Origin of the sequence: Methylobacterium sp. J-026 (genome assembly GCF_022829585.1) — a bacterium.
GTDB lineage: Bacteria > Pseudomonadota > Alphaproteobacteria > Rhizobiales > Beijerinckiaceae > Methylobacterium.
In genome coordinates this window covers 1-18476 of sequence record NZ_JAKSYC010000032.1, presented here as the reverse complement: position 1 = coordinate 18476, position 18476 = coordinate 1, and the positions used below count along the sequence as shown (strand labels likewise).

The window sequence follows — 18476 nt, the reverse complement described above, 5'->3', positions numbered from 1 at the left end:
GCCCGTCAGACTGTCGGGCGTCCGCATCAGGAGAGCAGCCAGGATCTCCGCGGTTGCGGCCGCCTTCTGCGTCGGGGCAACGCCTACCTTGCGCCGGGCGCCCTTCATGGCGGCGCGCACGCCTTCATCATCTGTCGGATCGGCGACGCCGGCCAGCTTGTGTGCGTACCGGATCGCGGCGAGCCTGCGGCCGAGCGTCGAGGCAGCGCGGCGGTTCTCCGCTTCCGACACGATGAAGCCCGCCACGGCCTCGGGGCTCGCCGGCAGCGACCGGAACCCGTACCGGTCGCACCACGCCTGAAACACCAGCACGTCGCCGCGATAGGCACGCACCGTCGAGGGCGCCTTGCTGGCCTGCTGATAGGCGCGGACGATCGCGGCTGCCTCCGCGGGCAGTCCGGCCTCGACCGGCTCGCCGATCAGGATCTCAGAGGTCGGCATCGCAGCCCCGCCCGGCACCCAGCGCCGCGGCGAACATCTCGCCGAGAACCGCGTCCGCCCAGTCGTTCGGTAGATCCATGTACCGGGAGGCGTGCCGCACGAGGCCGCACCATGCCCGGTTCTCCTCAAACTCTAGGGCCGGGCATGGGCCTTCCGTGCCGGCGCCGATGTACTCGACGGCGAGATGGCACGGCTCCTCGGCGCAGCAGTAGCCACAGCCGTTGCACGCTGCGCCTTTGGCTGGCTTCACCGGCAGGCGCTGGCCTTCGGTGCCGTCTATCAGATGGATCGTCGGCATAGGCTCTGCCTAGCAGCCAAACTTTCGAGAATGATGCTTATCGAAAGTTATAGGAATGACTGCTTGATAGCAAGATGTCTCGACGGCTCAATATAGGAATGGCGAGCGTTCTGGACGTCGTGCGAGTCTGACGGCTCGATGATTCGATTGCTCGCCGGCTCGACGGCCTGGCGTTCAGATGGCTCGCCACCTTGACGACTTCGCGTCTCGCTTGCGTGCCAGTTCGACCGCTCGACGCCTAGCAGGCTCGCAAGCTTGACGGCGTGTTAACCTGACGCTTCCCATGCTCGACGGCGAGACGGCAGGACGCTTCGCATGCAGACGATCACGATAGCGGCGCGGAAGGGTGGGGTCGGGAAGACAACCTTGGCCACGCACCTTAGTGTCATCGCCGCTGGGCCGGGCAAGCCGGTGCTGCTGTTCGATACCGACCCGCAGCGGTCACTGAAATGGTGGTGGGACCTCCGCCAGGGCGAGACGCCGGCACTCATCGAGTGCGAGGCTCGCGAGCTGCCCAAGATCCTGCCAGCCGCCGAGGGGGAGGGCGTGGCCTACAGCATCATCGACACCCCGCCCCATGCCGAGGCCTCGATCGCCGACGCCATGAGGGTGGCCGATCTCGTCCTCGTGCCGACCCGGCCGGGGCCGTTCGACCTCGCGGCCGTGGCGACGACGCTCGACCTCGCCCAGCGCGTGGGCAAGAAGCCGCTCGCCGTCATCAACCACGCGCCGCCCCGCACCGGGTCGGCCGAGCCTGCCATCGTGTCGGAGGCGCGCGAGACCCTGACCCGCATGGGCGCCACCGTGGCGCAGGCTGTGGTCTCGCAGCGGGTCGCGATGTCTCACGCCATCATCGGCGGGCAGACGGTCAACGAATTCGAGCCGCACGGACGAGCCGCCGAGGAGATGCTGGCGCTCTGGTCCGAGGTTCAGTCCTTGATGAAGGAGTAGGGGACATGTCCACCGAACGTCAGCCGCTCACCATCCTCGCGGATCGCCTCGCCAAGAAGTCACCGGCCCCCGAGGCCGAAAAGCCGCCTGTGGCCGAGACCGTGTCCGAGGCCGCCTCCACCCAGCCGGCGCCAGTGAAGGCGAAGGGTGCCGATGCCCGAGTGCAGATCATCGTCCGTATGACCCCTGCCGAACGGAAGGCGCTGCGCCAGATCGCGCTCGATCAGGACACGACCGCTCAGGCGCTCGCTGAGGATGCCATCCGCGACGTGCTGCGACGTCACGGCTTCAAGACGTCCTGACGCTTCGAAGGCTTGCCATTCCGAACGCGAGACATCGAGACGTATTGACGGCGAGACGGCCTGCTATCAAGCCGTCTTTCCACCAGCCGCGGACGCGGTCGGGACGTGCGCGAGGCCGGGATGCAGCCAAATGGCTGGTCCCGGCCGGTTGCGTTATTCGTGGCTGCTGGCCTGAGGTTCGTAAGCTACCTGCCTTGGCAGCGACCGCCATCCTGTGCCCTACCAGCAAGGGCATAGGTAATTCACATGCACGATCCCCATGCGCTCATTCGACGTCCCGGCTGGCGCGGCTCGCGACCCTTCGCCGGTCTGCCGAGTTCGACACTAGCCTATGCGCTTCTCGCCTTGGCGATCGCGACAGCCGGCTGGAACTTCGTGGCCGGCGACGCTGCCCGCAGTGAGCAAACGCGACAGAGGGAGCTGATCAGCCGTAGCGATCGCCTGCTCTCGACGATGAAGGATCTGGAGACTGGTATGCGCGGCTATGCCCTGACCGGCATGCCCGAATACCTTGAACCCTACACTGACGCGCTGAACCGGATCGAGGGGGAGGTTGGTCACCTCGCCGTCCTAGACCGCACGCCCGCCGACTCTGCCGTTCCGGCACTCGCCCCCGTTCGCAAGCTGATCGACGAGGAGAAAGCGTTCTCCGATCACGTCGTGACGGCTCGTCGCGACCAAGGCTCTGACGCCGCTACCGCCCTGGTCGCGACCGGCGAGGGCAAGCGCTTGATGGACGCGATCCGCGTTGCGACCGCGACGGCGAACCATCGCGCCGTTGAAGCGCTTGCTGAGAGTGGCCGCCGCGACAGGCAGCGCTACGCTATCCTGACTGCGTTCAGCCTGCTCTGCGCTACTCTCGCCGTGGCGCTCTTGGCGCGCCTTGCCCTGGTTCGCCGCCGCGAGAGCCAACGCAGCAGCGGACTGTTCGAAGGCGTGCTCGCCAATGCCCCGGTCGGGCTGGGCTTCCTCGACGGTGATCTGAAGATCCGCCACATGAACCGTGCGCTGGCGACGATGAGCGAACGCGGCTTCGGGGCGGATCTCGGTGCACCGATCTGGACGCTGCTGCCGAGGTTGGAGGAGCAGCTCACCCCGCTGCTGGAAGCGGCACGCGATCATGGCCTGGTCAGCGCCGACGTGCCTGTGACCGTGCCGAGCGAGAGCGCGCCGGGCGGGACGCGCCACTTCCGCATGAGCTTCTATCCCCTGCGCCAAGACGAGGGGCCGGCGGCGATCGGCGTTGGGATCGTGGTCGCCGATGTGACCACGGCGGCCTTGTCCGAGGCCCAGGTACGCGTGGGCGAGGCGCTACTGCGGACCGTGCTCGATACCCTGCCGGTGGGCGTGCTCATCGCCGAGGCGCCGTCCGGCCGGATCACCGGCCACAACGCCCGGGCCGAAGTGATCCTCGGGCACGGGGTATTACCCACGCAACCTGGTGCGGGACCAGCCCGCTGGGTCGGCTTCCACGAGGATGGCCGGCCGGTCGAACCGAGGGAGTGGCCACTAATCCAGGTGGTACGTGGAGGCGAGCCTCAGGCGGAGCTGGAAGTCGATTACCAGCGCGGCGACGGCTCGCATGCCTGGATCGGCTTCGCAGGTGCGCCGATGCGTGATCCGGATGGCGCGCTCGTCGGCGGTGTGGTCGTCGTCTCCGACATCGACGCGCGCAAGCGCTCCGAGCACGTGCTCGCAGCAGCCAAGGAGGCTGCCGAGGAGGCAAACCGCGCCAAGTCCGAATTTCTGGCCAACATGAGCCACGAGTTGCGCACGCCGCTCTCGGCGGTGATCGGCTACTCCGAGATGCTGCAGGAGGAGATGGAGGACGCCGGACAAGCGGACCTGCTCCCGGACATGAAGAAGATCGAGGCGAACGCGCGCCACTTGCTCGGCCTGATCAACGATGTCCTCGACCTCTCGAAGATCGAGGCCGAGCGCATGGAGGTGTACCCCGAGACCCTCGACGTCGCCGCCACCGTGCGCGATGTCGCCGCCACCGTCGAGGCGCTGGTCGAAAAGAAGGGCAACGCCCTTGTTCTCGATCTCGCGGACGGGCTCGGCGGCGCCTACACCGACGCGACCAAGCTGCGCCAGTGCCTGATCAACCTACTGAGCAACGCGGCCAAGTTCACGGAAGGCGGGCGCATCACCCTGTCGACACGCCGGCAGACGGATGACGAGGGCGACCGACTGGTCTTTGCCGTCTCTGACACCGGCATCGGCATGAGTGAGGAGCAGGTCGCGCGCCTGTTCCAGCGCTTCAGTCAGGCCGACGCCTCGACGACGCGGCGCTTCGGCGGCACGGGGTTGGGATTGGCGATCACCCGGGCGTTTGCGCATATGCTCGGCGGTGACATCGCGGTCGCGAGCCGTGAGGGCCAGGGTACGACCTTCACCCTGACCGTTCTAGCGAGCGCGGCCGGAGGCGAGGAGATACACGCACCGCCCGGATCATCGTCCGGCGTGCCGCGATCCGATGATCAAGCCGTGCAGGGCAGCGAGGTTCTGGTCATCGACGACGACCAGGCGACCCGTGACCTGCTCGCGCGCTTCCTGACCAAGGAGGGCTTTCACGTCGCGACGGCGGCCGATGGGAAGGTGGGGCTGGAGCAGGCCCGTACTCGACGCCCACGGGCGATCCTGCTCGACGTGACCATGCCGCGCATGGACGGATGGGCGGTGCTGCGCGCGCTGCGCGCCGACCCGAAGCTGGGTGATCTGCCGGTGATCATGGTGACGGTGCTGGATGAGCAGAACCTCGCCTTCTCGCTCGGTGCCACGGACTACCTGCAAAAGCCGGTTGATTGGGCGCAGCTGAAGGAGGTGATGGAGCGGTTCCGGCCAAAACCTCACGACGGTCCGGTGCTGATCGTGGACGACGACGCAGACTTGCGCGAGTTGATGACGTCGCAGCTGACCCGGGGCGGTTGGCGGGTGGCGACGGCGGTGGATGGTCGGGCCGGCCTGACGGCGGTCGCCGAGCATAAACCTCGGCTGATCCTGCTCGACTTGATGATGCCGGAGTTGGACGGGTTCGGCTTCTTGCGGCTGCTGCGCACCCGTCCGGAGTGGTACGACATCCCCGTGGTGGTGCTGACGGCCAAGGACGTCACCGCGGACGACTTCCGCCTGTTGGCCGGGCAGGCCGACCGGGTGGTGCAGAAGGCCGGGCTGTCCTTCTCGGATCTCTCGGCGACACTGCGGGCGCTCTACGGAGCCGCTCCGATTGAAGGGTCTTAAATTCCGGACCGAAAGCACGTGATCCCGCGAATAGAGGGGAGTCGCCATCGCGTTGGGCTCAGACAGCGCAGAACATGCGGCCCAATAGGCGAGGCCGGGCGAGCCGTGATGATATGGCCGCCCGGCCGGCATATGAATAACGCACTTGCACGTAGCGTGCAGCCGCGTCCAACCTGTGGAATGCACGCGGAGGCTTGAGATCGAACGTGGCTGCTTACACGCACCCCTCTTTCCAAGAACCGGAAGGGTCAACTAAAATTTGGCGGTATTTGACAACAGCCAAATTCATCAACATGATCCAAACGCGGACACTGTGGTTTTCAAGAAGCGATTTGTTGGGAGATCCATTTGAAGGATCTGTGACTCTACCTATGTACCGTGGACCACTTACACCAGAGGACGATAAAAACCAGCGTCTCATAATGAGGAACTCAATATACATTAATTGTTGGCATATGAACGAAAGGGAGTCTGCGGCAATGTGGGGCTTGTATGCGCCTCATACGGATTCGATCGCTATAGTTACTCAATATCGGATGCTTAGGGATCTACTTCCAAATTTTGTTTTCTCAGGTATGGTCAAATATATTGATTATGACAAAGATAAAATCGGTGGCAACGTCCTAGATGTGTTCCTCCATAAAAGATTTTCCTTTGCTCACGAAATGGAACTCCGAGCTGTGCTTTGGGACGGTTTAGATTTTCGTGAGAAAATGAGCAAAGCATATGGCGGAAATCTTTCGAGCGATGCGCCGCCACAAGAGGCGCTGACGACGAGGAGCTACGTGAACAGCGTTGGTGCTGCTGTCCCAGTAGATATTTCCAACTTAGTAGAAAAATTGTATATCAGTCCTACTTCCCCGGATTGGTATAAAGAAGCAATCGAGCAATTGTGCAAAACATATGGCCTCAAATGGGGTGTTGAAAAATCAAGTTTATCCGCTCGAGCATTGTTCTGATAGTTTGACATGCATAGTTATATGAGTCGCGAATAACTCTTGCCCGGTTCAACTGAGCCGATGCACCGCACGGTGGAGGTAAAATTAAAAATCATAAGGCCGAGTTTTGGGAGCGGGCCCGGGAGCGCCATGCGGCCAGAAGCGGGGTTGCCCGGGGTCGGTTGCCCGCGCTTACGCCGCGCGCCGGGCCCACAAGGCGACGCCCCAACCGAACGCCACCGCCATCAGGGGGGCGACGATGAAGGCCACGATCTGAACGTCTGTCATGGCTTGAGCGCCTTTAGGACTGTGCGCGCCGCTAGGTGCAGAGCGCCGCTCGCGAACAAGAAGATCGCTATGCCGAGAACGAGAGTCAACGCCGACAGGTTGCCGGCTGCGTTCCCGAGACCGAACACGGCCGCCACCAACGGCGCTACTACACCTGCTGTGAACAGGCCACCTGCCGCCGTGTTCAGGTAGGCCGCGGTCAGCTTGATCCGCTCGTTGTGGACCACTCGACGCTGTGCCTCGGCATCGTCGCTCACGGCTGGCTCTCACCCCGCAGCCGCACGCCAGGGCGCCCGTGGTTCAGGAACTCGACGCCGGCCGCCTCTAGCGCGGTCTGAACCGCCCGCACCGTGTCGAGGCCGCTTGTCAGTCCGCCGGCTCCTTTCCCTTCCATCGCCCGGATCGTGTTGGCGCTGACCCCGGAGCGTTCCGCGAGCGTGACCTGATCCATCGCGACGAGGCCCCGAGCCGCGCGGAGCTGATTGCCGGTCGATAACATCACGCCCTCGGTTGGTTTTTTACCCAATGCCCTGTTGACTACACCAAGGCATGGGTATTATACCAAGTTCACAGGCGGTCGCAACCGCCGCAACGTGGACGGCACCCGATGTCCCACCGCACCGTCTCCTGGACCCAGATCGACCGCGCCAGCCAAGACAGCCGCACCAAGATCCCCGCCGGCCTTCTCAGCGCCCGCGCCCTCATCCAGTTCGGTGCCCGTACCCGTCCCCTCGCCACCGCCGGCCAGTACGACCGCGCCGCCATCATGGCCGCCGCCTGCAAGGCTGCCCCCGGCATCATGGAGCGCTGTGGCGTCTCCCGCCGCGAGGCGATGTCCTCCGCTCTGAAAGCCGCCTGGCAGGTCGCCAAGGCCGCCCGTCGCGCCGCCGCTCACTGATCCCCTGACCATGCCGGGCTGAGCCCCGGCTCGCACCCCCTTCACCACCACCGACCCACCGCCACGAGCCCTCACCGGAGCCCGAACGATGACGCACGTCCGCATCCCCGATTTCTCCCAGCCCGCCCCGGTCCGGCACGCCACCGCGGCGCCCGCCACCGCCGAGCGCCGCCGGCTCCCGGTGGATCGCCGTTACCGCAACCTCCCCGACGAGCCGGTCCCGGGCGAGATCGAGCCGTGGGAGGCGGTCTATCCGGTCCGCCCGGACACCGCGCACAGCCGCAGCCTCCGCTTCCTCGACGCCACGGGCGAGCTGCTGGCCGCCTTCGCGATCATCGGTGGCGGCATGGCCCTGACCGGCCTCGCCTCCCTGCTCTGAACCGACCCGCACCCCCGAGCGGGCCGGCTGCCCGCGCCCCTCTCCTCGAGGATCCCGCGATGTCCCTCCGCACGTCCCTCAAGAACCTGATCCGCCGCGATCCTGCCGCCAGCCTGCGCGAGCGCGCCGCCGACCTACGCGCCAGCCTGAGCCGTCGCACCGTTGTAATCGGTTCGGTCGCCGTCGCCGCGCCGCTGCCGGCGATCGCCGTCCCTATCGTGACTGCGCCTGTTCAGCCGTACCCCGACGCCGAGCTGGTGGCGCTCGGCGAGCGGTGGCTGCGTGCCCGAGATGCGCAGGAAGAAGCAATGGCGGCGTGGGGCGTCGCCTACCGGCAGGTCTATGCCGTCATCGTCACGTGCCCTCCGGAACTGTTCTCGACCCGCGATGAGCGGTTCAGCGTGCTCGGCGGCTGGCGCTGGCCGACACTGCTCGGCGTGAACCTTCGGCAAGTCGCCCTCGATTGGGGGACCGAGGAGTGCCACACCGAGCAGGCGTGGACTGGTGAGGCGCTGCGCATCGCCATAGCCCGCGCGGTCCCGATGCTGGGGCGGGGTGGCAAGACGCCGGGCCGGATCAGGCGCTGGAAAGCCATGCTGCCGACCGCTGACGCCTTCGACGCACGCGTGGAAGCTGTTGAGGGTTCGACTGATCGTCGGCGCCTTGAGAAGGCTCGCCGGGCCGCAGAGGACGAGTTTCGGGACCTGAGCCGTCAGATCGGCCAGCACGTCGCCACTACGCCGGAGGGCATGGCTGCGCTGGTCCGCGTGATCGGTCGCTACCCCTGGAAGGATACGGGGGGCGCCTGGGCGAACCTGCTGCTCAGCGCCGCCAACGTTGCCGGCATCGACCCTGCCAGCCTCGACCACGAGCACGACAGCATCAACGGCCGCCGCGCCTGACCGCCGCCACCGCGCGGCGCTCACCCTGCCGCGCCTCCCGTCATCCTGTGATCCTTGGAGGCTGATCATGGCCCCTCTCAATCTGTCCAATCCATTTCGCCGCGTCGACGCGGGATCATCGCTCAAACGCCGTTCGGCTGCGCTGAAGTCCGACCTTCTGAACCTCGCGGCCCGGCCGACGACCCCGAACCCGCTGCCCACGCCTGGCTCGCCGGAGGCCATCGAGGCATGGGGCAGGGCCCGCAGCGAGTTCGACCGGCTGACCTTCCTGTCCGAGGCTGAGTATGCCGCCCTGCGCATTGGCGACAGCTTCACGCTCTGGACCACGGGTTGGGTAAAGGCTGCTCAGCGCGGCGACTTCACCCGGTTCTCTACCCGCGAGATGCCGGTAGCGAGGGCCAAGACTGCCGCCGAGTTGGCCGACCTTCTCGTCATCACCACGCGTCGGGATCTGCGGTTCGCCGAAGCGCAGCGGCAGACGGGTATCCGCGAACTGTATGCGCTGGCCTACCCAGACGGCGAGGATCCCGAGCCACTGCCGGATCCCGAGCCCGACCTAATCCACGCCGCGATCGCCGAGAGCTACCGCGCCGAGGACGCGATAAAGGCGTTCGGACTGGACCCGGCCTCGACCTCCCGGCCGAACTGGTTCCTGCGCGAACGCGCGCTGACGGAGACACAGTCCACGACACGCAATGCCGTGTGGCGGACCACGCCGACGACCCGGGCCGGTCGCCTCGCCCTCGTCGACTACGCCCGGTTTCAGGTCGCACTGTTCACCGGCAGCAGCGTCGAGGATCCCGACTGCCCGGCCTACTTGTTCCGAGAGATCATGGGCGCTGTCACCGCAGCCTTCGAGGCCGACTGCGCCCCGGCGAGCGACACGGCCACGCATGACCTGTCCGGCTGCGACCTCGCCCAGCTCGCCCGTCTCTACGAGACTTGGGAGAGCGTGTTCCACCACCTCACCGGCGCCAGCGAGATCCCGTGCTTCACCGCCGATCGATACAGCGGGCACACGCCGGCTGGCGAGGCTCTGGACCGTGAGTACGACCGGGCCGGCGCCTTCCTCAGTGACATCGCCGCGGAGGTCAGGGGCCGCACGGCCGTCACCGTCGACGAGCAGCGCGAACGCCTGGGCGTGCTCATCCGGGACGAGCTGAACACCAACGGCCGGCCGGTCAACGACGCCCTACTCGCCGAGCTGAACGCCCAGCACGAGCGCTGAGCCCTCCCCCTTCCTGTCGCCGTGCGTACCGCCCCGGCCGGATCCCGCCGGGCCTCCCCCTCATCGCGACCCGAGATCATCACCATGGGCGACGTGCTCACCTTCACCCCGCGTCCTAAACCGGCTGCTCCGGAGATCCCGGAGCCGCTGACCGGACCCGCACTCCGCGCCAGCCTCGAGGAAGCGGCACAGATCGCCCTCGACGCGGCAGACCGCATCATCGCTGTGCTCGACCGCATGGACGGCGATGCCGATCACGAGGACGGCGCCGACGCTGAGCCGTCCCTGGCCGCGCCGGAGAACGCCACCGGCTCGCAGGTGGTCTACATGCGCGGGAACGACCAGGACCGCGAGGCCGAGGCGCCTGAGACCATACTGCCGGAGGTGGCAGCCGAGCTGCTGCCCGAACTGCCGCTGACGGCCGAGATCCTGCCCTGGCGCGGGCGGGGCAACGTCATCGCGGCCATTGGTGTGGCACTGCTCGATATGGTTAGTGCCTAAAGACGGTGCCTCCCCGCTTATACAAGCTTTATTTGCACACGTCAGAAGTGCTCATTCGATCACAAGTACGAGAACTCAAAGCTGCGGAGGGCTTTAATCCTTCTCATACCTTGTCGATCAATAAAATCTGCACATGTGATGCGTATAGTGAGGGAATGCCGTCCATCCTGACCAAATTCCTCGATAGCCAGGCGCTCAGCTTCGTTCTAGCTGCGGCCACGATCTGTGCCTTCAGCGCTTGGTTGCTCGTGTGCCTAATCCGGCAAGCGGGAAGCGCTTCCAAGGCCGCTCGGCGGTCGTGGATGGCCGGGATCGCGGTGGTTGCAGGAACCGGGGTCTGGACAACCCACTTCGTGGCGATGCTCGGATACCGGATCGATCTCGTCCTGGGCTATCACCTCGGGACGACGGTGCTGTCTGCCGTAGCTGCGATCGTCACCGTCGGCATACCGCTTGCTATAGCGATCACCCCTGCAGGGGTATGGACACGGTCGATCGCTGGTGCGGCATCAGGGCTTGGCATTGCCGTGATGCACATCACCGGCATGGCCGCACTTGAAGGGTGCGGTCAGACGCAGTCGGTCGGGTTCAACCTCTTCGCCTGCCTCATCGGCGCGACTTGCATGGCAATAGCCTGCGGGCTGCCGAACAGATCTGATAGCCCCCTGATCACCGGTGGTCTGATCGTGGCCGCGGTATGTGGGACCCATTTCGTTTCTATCGCTGGTACCGTCCTCGTCGGCGAACAGGTCGATCGCCTCCTGCCGGGTATGCAGGTCACTCTGAGTATTCTCGCCGCTACAGGGGCGGCGATCCTTCTCCTGGGCTCTTTCCTCGCGTTGTCAGCGGCCAAGTACTTCGAGACACAGGAGACGGCGCACGCGCGCGTCCTGGCGACCGCGTTGCAGAACATGTCGAACGGCATCCTCAAGGTTTCCGCCAGCGAAATCGTCGAGCTCTACAATCAGCGCCTATGCACCATGCTCAATCTTTCGCCGAGCAGCGTCGTGCACGGTATGAACCTGACGGCGTTTCTTCAGCGGGTAGGTCATGCGAATGCCTGGGATGAGGATCGGGTCGGCCGGGTGCTGGCAAATCACCGATTTTGGATGGCCAAGGACGGTGAGACCCAAGTCGAGCACAACTTCGACGACGGTCGGATCCTAACCGTCACCTGCCAGCCCGTCGAGGATGGCGTGGTACTTACCTTCGATGACGTGACTCGGGTAAAGCAGGCGCAGCGGGAGATCTCGCACCTCGCCTACCACGATCCGCTGACAGGTTTGGCGAACCGCCGCTCCCTCATGGAGTGCATGGCACAAGCTCAGCAGGCCGAGCAGCCATTCACGCTCCTTCTGATCGACCTCGATCGGTTCAAGGCGGTCAACGATACCTTCGGCCATGGCGTCGGCGATCAACTCCTGGTCCATGTCGCTGCTCGACTACGTGAACTGGTCGGTGAGATCGGGTTCGTGTCACGCCTCGGCGGAGATGAGATGGCGGTCGTCGTCCAAGGTGACGCCTCAGCCGCTATGGCGTTGACCGAGCATGTCATCGTTGGGATCGAGAAACCCTATACCTTCGATGAGATTACCGTCGTGATCGGCTGCAGCATCGGCGTGTGTGGGGCACAGGATACGTCGAGCGCGGAAGACCTGATGCAGCGTGCCGACATCGCGCTCTATGAGGCCAAGCGCCATGGCCGCGGGCGGGCGGCTCGCTACACCCCTGGTATGATCGAGGCCATCGCCGAGCGGAACCTGTTGGAGAACGACATCCGGATCGCGCTGGCCAAAAACCAGTTCCACCTTGCCTACCAGCCGATCATGGCACTGACGGACGATGATACCGTTGGGTTCGAGGCTCTGATCCGTTGGCAGCATCCGACGCGTGGGTTTGTTTCGCCGGCGGCCTTTATTCCGCTCGCGGAAGAGACAGGCTTGATCGTCCCGATCGGACAATGGGTTCTAGAGGAAGCCTGCCGTCAAGCAGCCACGTGGCCAGTCAATCAGCACGTCGCGGTCAACGTATCCGCCGTGCAGTTTCGATCGCCGCTGATCCTCGCGCATGTCACCGCAGCGCTGGCGAAGAGTGGCTTGCCAGCGAGTAGGCTTGAGATCGAACTGACCGAGACCGCCTTGGTCGAAGACGGTCAGCAGATCGCCCATACCCTGTCGGCGTTGCGTCAACTCGGCATCAAGATCGCGATGGATGATTTTGGGACCGGGTACTCATCCCTCGCCCACCTGCGCAACCTGCCCTTAGACCGCATCAAGATCGATCGTAGCTTCGTCACCGCCGCGCTGACAGACAAGCATTCCATGGCCGTCATCAAGGCGATCACGCAGATGGGGCGTGATATGAACATCCTAACTCTCGCCGAGGGCGTTGAAGATGCCGACCAGCTCGATCTACTCAGGAAAATTGGCTGTGATGCGGTGCAGGGTTACCTGATCGGGCGGCCGGAACGACCGACATCAGTACCTCCACCCGCAACCACTGTTTGTGCCGCCTAGGTTGTTCGTTTCACCGATCGTCATCAGCTTGCGCCGCACCGTCGAGGCGATCTCGCGGGCCTAATTTAGACCGAGATCGCGACGACCGTGATTAAGGTTGAACCTCTACGTTGGGGCGTCCGGGGCAACGTCATCGCGGCGGCCGGCGTGGCGCTTCTCGAATTGCTGGAGCGAGCCTGATGCTGAGGTTCGCTTGGGGTGGTGAGTGGACCTTGAACCTTCGCCCAGGATGGGACGTTCCGCAGAAGCCAGTCTACGACGTACCCGAGAGACTACGTTCGTCATCGTCGCGTGGGTTTAGGTGGAGATACTTCGGATCAAACTCGGCGAAGTCCATCAATCGCGAAGCGTTGGGAATGCGCAGGCGCTTGCTCTTCCATTCGAGCAGGCCCTGACCTCGCAGATCTTGAAGGACCCGGTTCACGTGCACGCCGGTGATACCCAACGCGTCAGCGAGATCGTCCTGGGTCATCGGAAATTCGAAACTATCCTCGCTCACCAAGCCTACGACTCGCAAGCGCACGAGCAACTCGCAGACGAGATGCGCCATCTGTCGGTTGGCTTCGTGTTGCCCCATGTTGACGAGCCACGCCCGCAGGGTGCCCTCATCGACCAGGGTCGCCCACCAGAGCGCTCGCGTGATGCGGGGGTGGTGAGCCGTTAGATGCATGATGACCGAGCGCGGGATATCCACGATGGTGCAGCCCCAGCTGGTGCCGATGCTGTGGTCCATCTCGCCGAGGATAGCCACGTGCAGGTCGCAGAAGTCGCCCGGTACCAGGAACGCCGTGATCTGGCGCCGCCCATCGGTCAGGGTTTTGTAGCGGCAGGCGAAGCCTTCCACGACGAGGTGCACGTTCTCTGGCCGCTCGCCTTCGGGACTGATGTCCATACGCCGCGCGACGCGACGAGTTCTTCTCGTGAGGTCGTGTAGGACGACACGGTCCTCGTCGGTGAGACGCGCTCCGTATTCGAGCTTCATGATCAGCGGGTTGGACATTCGTGCTCTCTCGCGGCTCGGCCGCGCTGAGCACGAGGAACCGTGAGGCTTCCTTCCGCTGTCAGTCGGACGTCGGTCCGAGACCGAACAGCTGTATGTGCGGGGCAAATCCCCAACCCAAATCAAGTTCCGCTTTATTACATATGTGGGTCATTTTAACTGCTATCGCTCGGTTCTGGGTTTCTGCCTCAACCTATTCAGCCTGCGCAGTCATGTGGCTTGCAAATCAAATGTGTGTTGTGGCGCCTCTCGGTCGGACACGACACAGAAAGGCATCGTTGGCTGATCGACCGTAGGCGCTGACGGCTGGGTGAGGCGAGCGCTCCCGCCTGCGACGCGGAGGGCCTGATGCCCCGTTTCTTCATCGACACTTTCGACAGCATTGTCGCCATAGATGACGTCGGCCAGGAGTTGCCGGACGAGGCTGCTGTGCGGGAGGTTGTCCGCAAGACTTTGGCCGACATGCTCGGGTCTGAGCATAAGGGACGGCCCGCTGCTCAGTACCGTGCCGAGGTTCGCGACGAAGCTGGCATGAACATACTCACCGCCTCTGTGCTCATCGTCATCGAGAAGGCGCCGGAGCGGAAGGCGGCCGAAGCTGCCGAGTAGCTCGGACATTCGGCCAGGCGTGACTGAGCTGCGCTTGCCCGGTTGATTGTAGCAAGGAAATGGGCGCCATCGTCGTCATTGCCAGCTCTGCTAGCGGCCGCAAACCGCTTAAGCGGATCGTCGAGACTTTGCCGTCAAACTTCCGCGTCTCCGTGTTCGTCGTGCAGCACATTGGGGTAAACCCGAGCGTCCTTCTCGAAGTCCTTAGCCAACGCGGCAGTCTTCCGGCCACCTTCGGGCGGCACGGGGAGATCATTGAGCGCGACCACATCTATGTCGCCCCACCCGACTACCACATGCGTTTGGGTTTCAATGCGATCCTTCTCGATCAGGGGATCAAGGTACACTTCGCGCGTCCGGCCCGACCGGGCCGACGCACGTGAGACCGCCATCACCGCGGCGTGAGCTGGGCTGCCGCCGCAGCCGGGAGGAGCGTGAGATGAGTTCGACGTGTTCAACCACCCGCCAGGAAGAGCACCTTCCGGAGCATGTCGAGCAGATCGTCGACCTCGGCCACTGCAGCGACGAGGCTGTCGACGGATCCTCGCCACGGGTCCGCCAGGCCGTGCGGCACTTCCGCCAGCATCGTCCTGACGCTGGCCACCTGCTCTCGTCCAACCTCAATAGCGGCCTTGATGAGGGCCGGATCGACCAGCACGAGCGTTCCGTCCGGAGCTCGGCGACCAAGCAGTCGCTCCATCGCCTCCGAGCTTATCGCCAGGGTGTGCAGGTTGGTCGGCGCGAGATCGGCCGTCACGTGTTTGTGCCCGACGGCGGCAGTGGCGGCAGCTCCGCCAGATCCAGCAGCACGCGTGCGCCTCGGATCGCCGCCACCGTCTCGGGCGTTGCTTCTTGCGAACGCGCACGGTGTTCCAAGTCCGCCAAGCGGATGCCGAGCACCTCGGCCCGCCGCCGGTTCTGGTCGGGTGGAAAGTCGCCCAGCAGGCCGATGAGCTCGACCATGAGCAAGGAGGGTAGAACCGTCTCGGCAGGAGATTGCATGCGCCTGACCACCCGCACCCCGAGTTGGGCAGACTGCACCGTGTTGAGCCCGCGTACACTTACACAGATCAGATCCAGCTCCAGCCATCCGCCGACAGTCACACAGCGTACGGTAGGCTCGCGGATGCTGACGGAAGCGCTGTCATGGGAGACCTGATCACCCTCCCCGTCGCGCAACGCGAGCGACTGCGTGAGGTGCACAGCTACGTGTTCGCGGCCGGTACGGGCAAAGTACCGAAGTCGCGCAGCTCAACGCGGTCGCCGTCCGCCAGCGCGTCGGTGATCCGGTTGAGGATGGCGTCGACCACCGCCTCAACATCCTTGGCGTAGAGGTGCGGGGTCTGCGCGGCGATGCGGGCGACGAGCTCGGATCGGATCATGCGGCATCGATGCTGTAGAGGAGTGGCTTCCGCAATCCAATCTGGACTGCTGTGCAGCCTTTCGGGCATGCCTCGGTATCTGCGCACGGTTCAGTTGAGGGTCGCTCGTTGAGATCAACTACCAGGCTGCCCGAGCGGTCGTTCACCCTCGTCCTTTGGCTCGTCGCCCTCGCCTTCGCTGGCTTCCTGATCGGACTCGGATCGCTTGTCGTCGGCGACCTGCCACAGGTTGAGCATCGCTACACTCTCGACCAGTTCCTCGACCGCGGGCAGACGGACGCGACCGCTGCTGCACTGAAGCAGGTTCGTCGCGAGCGCGCCGTCAATCAGCAACAAGCGGAGCGGACACAACTCGCCCTGGACGCAGCGCGCTCCGCCTCTGAAGCCTCGCATGAGACCTTCGCCAACTGGTTGAAGACCCGCAATGCTACGCAGCGCGTCGATCAGGATCCCGGTCTCGTCGCTCGCACGCAGCAACTCGATGCGCTCAAGGCTGCCGAACGAACGGTCGAGGAGCAGCAGGAAGGTCTAGCCAAGGCGGATCTCGGCCTCGCGCAGCGGGAGACCGAGCTGGAGACTACCGATAGCGAGCAGCGCGCTGCCGCCCAGCAGAAGCTCGACGCGGCTGAGAGCGGGCAGGAGCTACGTGTCTTCGCCTACCGCCTCGCCCTTACCCTGCCGCTGCTGGCGCTCGCGGGTTGGCTGACGCTGAAGAGGCGGCACACGCGCAACTGGCCGTTCGTGTGGGGCTTCGCGCTGGCGGCAGCCTTTGCATTCTTCGTCGAGCTGGTACCGTACCTGCCGAGTTACGGCGGCTACGTTCAGTACGGCGTCGGGGTGGTGGTCACACTCGTGGCGGGCCGGGCGGCAATCAACGCTCTGCAGGGCTATCAGGAGCGGCAGCGCGCCGCCGAGGCACGGCCCGACGAGGAGCGGCGAACCGAGATCGCGACCGATCAGGCCCTACTGCGCCTCGCCAAGAAGGTCTGCCCGGGCTGCGAACGGCCGATCGATCTCACGAACCCGGACGCCAACTTCTGTCCGCATTGCGGGATCGGCGTATTCGAGCGGTGCCCAACCTGCGATCACCGCAAGAGCACCTTCGAGCGGTTCTGTTACGCCTGCGGCTACCGCGCGAGCGAGGTGGCTGCGCCGGTCACCTGACGAGGTCGGCAATGTCGGCCGCTCAGTGCGGCTTTGCCTGCCCACCCGGCACCCACCCGTGAGCCTGGACGGCCTTGACGATCTTGGTCTGCAGCTCGGGCATCACCGACTGCATCCACTGCTGCATGCCCGTCAGCTGTACCTGCGCGAGCTGCGGCTGTGCGGCTGCCAGGTGCTTGCCGGCAGGCGTAGCGTAGAACGTGGCGATCGCCTGCAGGTCGTCCTTGCCGAGTACGATGGCAAAGCCGCGAGCCTGCATGTCAAGCAGCTCGTCGTAGTGCGCGGTCAGGGTCGGCATCACGACCTCCTGGACCAGCACCTGCGCTTTGTCCTGCTCCTTGATGCCGAGCTGCTGCATCATGCCCACCATCGGTGCAGCCATGGCGCTGAGCGTCGCGGTGCGATCGCCTTGCATCTGCGCGACCGTCTCCCGCGCAACCTTCACCAGAGCTGGATCAGGGGCGGTCGTAGGGGCAGGCTTCTGGGCCGATTGAGCGAACACAGCGCAAGGCAGCGTCGCTCCGAGGCACAGGCCGGCAAGAACGGTCGAAAGGCGCATAAGACGGCTCGCTTGCTGTGGTGGCGCGATCCGGCTGTGTGGCAGACCGCTGGTTCAGCAGCATACGGCGGCATCGATCGATGTCGACCGCTGGGATGCCAAAGTTGACTTAACCGTGTCGCCCAGCCGACATGGGCGGTCACGGTCGCACCCGTCCTAGCGAGTCGCGGCTGCCATTCAGGAGACCATCGCCGCGAGATAGACCCTGAAAAGCCAACAGGCCCCCGTCGCCAAACGGGAGCCTGCTGAAATTCCGAGGGCCTGTGAGAGCCGAGTCACTTCCTCTCACAAGCCAGATCTCCCCCCGGGAGTCAAGACGGAACCTGTTTCCGTCAACGGGAAGGCTTTGCCTGGACCCTAGCCGCGGCCCGTGAGGGACCGGGTTCGATGAACTATGCCGATGAGATTCGCCGACAGGCGGAGGTGGCTCCGTGCGCGGCGCTGCCAGTCATCACGGCGCTGCTGTGGCGCGCGTTCGGGGAGGGGAAGGTCACGGAAGCCGAGGCCGAAGCTCTGTCTGGGCTGATCGAAACGCGAACGCTGTCCAAAAGTGGACAGCGATCCGGACAGAACCCGAACGGGGTGGCAACTGTCACACCCCGGATGGGGGATGCAGCTGAGAACGCCTCAAATCGCATAGGAAGCCCCAGGAGGCCCGGCGTCGGCTCCCGGCCACGCACGGGCGCCTCGATGGAGCGCCGCCGCCGCTGGGCCGCCTCTGGTCGCATGCCGCTCGGTCTCGCCGCCAAGTTCACCCACGCCGAGCAAGGCGTGCTCGCCCTGGTCGCTGCTGAGGTAGCGCGCCGCGGCGACTGCCGGCTGGCGGTCGGGCACATCGCGGCGATCGTCGGCGTGTCCGAGACCACGGTGCGCAACG

21 protein-coding genes and 2 pseudogenes are annotated in these 18476 nt (G+C 64.8%); 14 read left to right on the top strand and 9 right to left on the bottom strand.

Features of this window, described 5'->3' with window-relative positions:
• Together MKK69_RS01310 and MKK69_RS01305 are read right to left on the bottom strand one after the other, a co-directional pair.
• A partial coding sequence (locus MKK69_RS01310; protein WP_243964865.1) for a site-specific integrase occupies positions 1 to 441 on the bottom strand: 441 nt, incomplete at its 3' end.
• Positions 428 to 739 (bottom strand): hypothetical protein, encoded by a 312-nt coding sequence (locus MKK69_RS01305; RefSeq protein ID WP_243964864.1) that lies wholly within the window; start codon positions 737 to 739, stop codon positions 428 to 430. The genes MKK69_RS01305 and MKK69_RS01310, both read right to left, overlap by 14 nt.
• 315 nt (positions 740 to 1054) lie before the next feature.
• Here MKK69_RS01305 and MKK69_RS01300 point away from each other — a divergent pair, with 315 nt between their 5' ends.
• The 4 genes from MKK69_RS01300 to MKK69_RS01285 all read left to right on the top strand — a co-directional run bounded on the left by MKK69_RS01300 (position 1055) and on the right by MKK69_RS01285 (position 6194).
• Positions 1055 to 1690 carry a ParA family protein gene (locus MKK69_RS01300; RefSeq protein ID WP_279598112.1) on the top strand — a complete coding sequence of 212 codons (636 nt, stop codon included), beginning with the start codon at positions 1055 to 1057 and terminating at the stop codon, positions 1688 to 1690.
• Between the two features lie 5 nt (positions 1691 to 1695).
• Positions 1696 to 1992 carry a ribbon-helix-helix domain-containing protein gene (locus MKK69_RS01295; RefSeq protein WP_243964861.1) on the top strand — a complete coding sequence of 99 codons (297 nt, stop codon included), beginning with the start codon at positions 1696 to 1698 and terminating at the stop codon, positions 1990 to 1992.
• 246 nt (positions 1993 to 2238) lie between these two features.
• Positions 2239 to 5235, top strand: a complete 2997-nt coding sequence (locus MKK69_RS01290) for a response regulator (protein ID WP_243964860.1) — start codon at positions 2239 to 2241, stop codon at positions 5233 to 5235.
• 206 nt (positions 5236 to 5441) lie between these two features.
• A complete protein-coding gene (locus MKK69_RS01285) occupies positions 5442 to 6194 on the top strand; it encodes a hypothetical protein (protein ID WP_243964859.1) in 753 nt (250 codons plus the stop codon).
• Between the two features lie 263 nt (positions 6195 to 6457).
• On the opposite strand, the gene MKK69_RS01280 is transcribed toward MKK69_RS01285, so the two are convergent.
• The gene (locus MKK69_RS01280; RefSeq protein WP_243964858.1) at positions 6458 to 6718 is read right to left on the bottom strand and encodes a hypothetical protein; all 261 of its coding nucleotides are present in this window, start codon (positions 6716 to 6718) and stop codon (positions 6458 to 6460) included.
• Positions 6715 to 6960 carry a hypothetical protein gene (locus MKK69_RS01275; protein WP_243964866.1) on the bottom strand — a complete coding sequence of 82 codons (246 nt, stop codon included), beginning with the start codon at positions 6958 to 6960 and terminating at the stop codon, positions 6715 to 6717. Before MKK69_RS01275 ends, MKK69_RS01280 begins: the two co-directional genes overlap by 4 nt.
• A 108-nt stretch (positions 6961 to 7068) precedes the next feature.
• Between MKK69_RS01275 and MKK69_RS01270 the strand changes: the two genes are divergently transcribed.
• The 6 genes from MKK69_RS01270 to MKK69_RS01245 all read left to right on the top strand — a co-directional run bounded on the left by MKK69_RS01270 (position 7069) and on the right by MKK69_RS01245 (position 12885).
• A complete protein-coding gene (locus tag MKK69_RS01270) occupies positions 7069 to 7359 on the top strand; it encodes a hypothetical protein (protein ID WP_243964857.1) in 291 nt (96 codons plus the stop codon).
• 88 nt (positions 7360 to 7447) lie between these two features.
• The gene (locus MKK69_RS01265) at positions 7448 to 7738 is read left to right on the top strand and encodes a hypothetical protein (protein WP_243964856.1); all 291 of its coding nucleotides are present in this window, start codon (positions 7448 to 7450) and stop codon (positions 7736 to 7738) included.
• A gap of 59 nt (positions 7739 to 7797) precedes the next feature.
• On the top strand, positions 7798 to 8640 hold the full coding sequence (locus MKK69_RS01260; RefSeq protein WP_243964855.1) for a hypothetical protein: 843 nt from the start codon (positions 7798 to 7800) through the stop codon (positions 8638 to 8640).
• A gap of 67 nt (positions 8641 to 8707) precedes the next feature.
• Positions 8708 to 9868: a hypothetical protein gene (locus MKK69_RS01255; RefSeq protein ID WP_243964854.1), complete on the top strand. Its 1161-nt coding sequence runs from the start codon at positions 8708 to 8710 to the stop codon at positions 9866 to 9868.
• 84 nt (positions 9869 to 9952) lie between these two features.
• Positions 9953 to 10369, top strand: a complete 417-nt coding sequence (locus MKK69_RS01250) for a hypothetical protein (RefSeq protein WP_243964852.1) — start codon at positions 9953 to 9955, stop codon at positions 10367 to 10369.
• Positions 10370 to 10524: 155 nt separating this feature from the next.
• The gene (locus tag MKK69_RS01245) at positions 10525 to 12885 is read left to right on the top strand and encodes an EAL domain-containing protein (RefSeq protein WP_243964851.1); all 2361 of its coding nucleotides are present in this window, start codon (positions 10525 to 10527) and stop codon (positions 12883 to 12885) included.
• A gap of 253 nt (positions 12886 to 13138) precedes the next feature.
• Here MKK69_RS01245 and MKK69_RS01240 read toward each other — a convergent pair whose 3' ends face one another.
• Positions 13139 to 13885, bottom strand: a complete 747-nt coding sequence (locus MKK69_RS01240; RefSeq protein WP_243964850.1) for a Crp/Fnr family transcriptional regulator — start codon at positions 13883 to 13885, stop codon at positions 13139 to 13141.
• A gap of 348 nt (positions 13886 to 14233) precedes the next feature.
• Here MKK69_RS01240 and MKK69_RS01235 point away from each other — a divergent pair, with 348 nt between their 5' ends.
• Both MKK69_RS01235 and MKK69_RS01230 read left to right on the top strand, forming a co-directional pair.
• Entirely contained in the window at positions 14234 to 14494 is a 261-nt protein-coding gene (locus MKK69_RS01235) for a DUF6894 family protein (RefSeq protein WP_243964849.1), read from the top strand.
• 59 nt (positions 14495 to 14553) lie between these two features.
• Positions 14554 to 14877 carry a chemotaxis protein CheB gene (locus MKK69_RS01230; protein WP_243964848.1) on the top strand — a complete coding sequence of 108 codons (324 nt, stop codon included), beginning with the start codon at positions 14554 to 14556 and terminating at the stop codon, positions 14875 to 14877.
• Between the two features lie 71 nt (positions 14878 to 14948).
• On the opposite strand, the gene MKK69_RS01225 is transcribed toward MKK69_RS01230, so the two are convergent.
• The 3 genes and pseudogenes from MKK69_RS01225 to MKK69_RS01215 form a co-directional block, all read right to left on the bottom strand.
• The gene (locus MKK69_RS01225; protein WP_243964847.1) at positions 14949 to 15251 is read right to left on the bottom strand and encodes a hypothetical protein; all 303 of its coding nucleotides are present in this window, start codon (positions 15249 to 15251) and stop codon (positions 14949 to 14951) included.
• On the bottom strand, positions 15248 to 15697 hold the full coding sequence (locus tag MKK69_RS01220; RefSeq protein WP_243964845.1) for a hypothetical protein: 450 nt from the start codon (positions 15695 to 15697) through the stop codon (positions 15248 to 15250). The genes MKK69_RS01225 and MKK69_RS01220 overlap by 4 nt, the downstream gene beginning before the upstream one ends.
• A gap of 20 nt (positions 15698 to 15717) precedes the next feature.
• Positions 15718 to 15876: pseudogene (locus tag MKK69_RS01215) on the bottom strand (HU family DNA-binding protein); the annotation flags it as partial.
• 108 nt (positions 15877 to 15984) lie between these two features.
• Here MKK69_RS01215 and MKK69_RS01210 point away from each other — a divergent pair.
• On the top strand, positions 15985 to 17040 hold the full coding sequence (locus MKK69_RS01210; RefSeq protein WP_243964844.1) for a double zinc ribbon domain-containing protein: 1056 nt from the start codon (positions 15985 to 15987) through the stop codon (positions 17038 to 17040).
• Positions 17041 to 17062: 22 nt separating this feature from the next.
• On the opposite strand, the gene MKK69_RS01205 is transcribed toward MKK69_RS01210, so the two are convergent.
• Complete coding sequence (locus MKK69_RS01205; RefSeq protein WP_243964843.1) at positions 17063 to 17599, bottom strand: DUF2059 domain-containing protein; 537 nt, start codon at positions 17597 to 17599, stop codon at positions 17063 to 17065.
• Positions 17600 to 17986: 387 nt separating this feature from the next.
• On the opposite strand from MKK69_RS01205, the pseudogene MKK69_RS01200 reads away from it, so the two are divergent.
• Positions 17987 to 18476 (top strand): annotated as a pseudogene (locus MKK69_RS01200) (helix-turn-helix domain-containing protein); the annotation flags it as partial.

What these genes read in the sequence shown, in the direction of transcription:
- MKK69_RS01305 (WP_243964864.1), bottom strand. Translation starts at nt 739, where the DNA reads ATGCCGACGATCCATCTGATAGACGGCACCGAAGGCCAGCGCCTGCCG.
- MKK69_RS01300 (WP_279598112.1), top strand. Translation starts at nt 1,055, where the DNA reads ATGCAGACGATCACGATAGCGGCGCGGAAGGGTGGGGTCGGGAAGACA.
- MKK69_RS01295 (WP_243964861.1), top strand. Translation starts at nt 1,696, where the DNA reads ATGTCCACCGAACGTCAGCCGCTCACCATCCTCGCGGATCGCCTCGCC.
- MKK69_RS01290 (WP_243964860.1), top strand. Translation starts at nt 2,239, where the DNA reads ATGCACGATCCCCATGCGCTCATTCGACGTCCCGGCTGGCGCGGCTCG.
- MKK69_RS01275 (WP_243964866.1), bottom strand. Translation starts at nt 6,960, where the DNA reads ATGTTATCGACCGGCAATCAGCTCCGCGCGGCTCGGGGCCTCGTCGCG.
- MKK69_RS01270 (WP_243964857.1), top strand. Translation starts at nt 7,069, where the DNA reads ATGTCCCACCGCACCGTCTCCTGGACCCAGATCGACCGCGCCAGCCAA.
- MKK69_RS01265 (WP_243964856.1), top strand. Translation starts at nt 7,448, where the DNA reads ATGACGCACGTCCGCATCCCCGATTTCTCCCAGCCCGCCCCGGTCCGG.
- MKK69_RS01260 (WP_243964855.1), top strand. Translation starts at nt 7,798, where the DNA reads ATGTCCCTCCGCACGTCCCTCAAGAACCTGATCCGCCGCGATCCTGCC.
- MKK69_RS01255 (WP_243964854.1), top strand. Translation starts at nt 8,708, where the DNA reads ATGGCCCCTCTCAATCTGTCCAATCCATTTCGCCGCGTCGACGCGGGA.
- MKK69_RS01250 (WP_243964852.1), top strand. Translation starts at nt 9,953, where the DNA reads ATGGGCGACGTGCTCACCTTCACCCCGCGTCCTAAACCGGCTGCTCCG.
- MKK69_RS01245 (WP_243964851.1), top strand. Translation starts at nt 10,525, where the DNA reads ATGCCGTCCATCCTGACCAAATTCCTCGATAGCCAGGCGCTCAGCTTC.
- MKK69_RS01240 (WP_243964850.1), bottom strand. Translation starts at nt 13,885, where the DNA reads ATGTCCAACCCGCTGATCATGAAGCTCGAATACGGAGCGCGTCTCACC.
- MKK69_RS01235 (WP_243964849.1), top strand. Translation starts at nt 14,234, where the DNA reads ATGCCCCGTTTCTTCATCGACACTTTCGACAGCATTGTCGCCATAGAT.
- MKK69_RS01230 (WP_243964848.1), top strand. Translation starts at nt 14,554, where the DNA reads ATGGGCGCCATCGTCGTCATTGCCAGCTCTGCTAGCGGCCGCAAACCG.
- MKK69_RS01205 (WP_243964843.1), bottom strand. Translation starts at nt 17,599, where the DNA reads ATGCGCCTTTCGACCGTTCTTGCCGGCCTGTGCCTCGGAGCGACGCTG.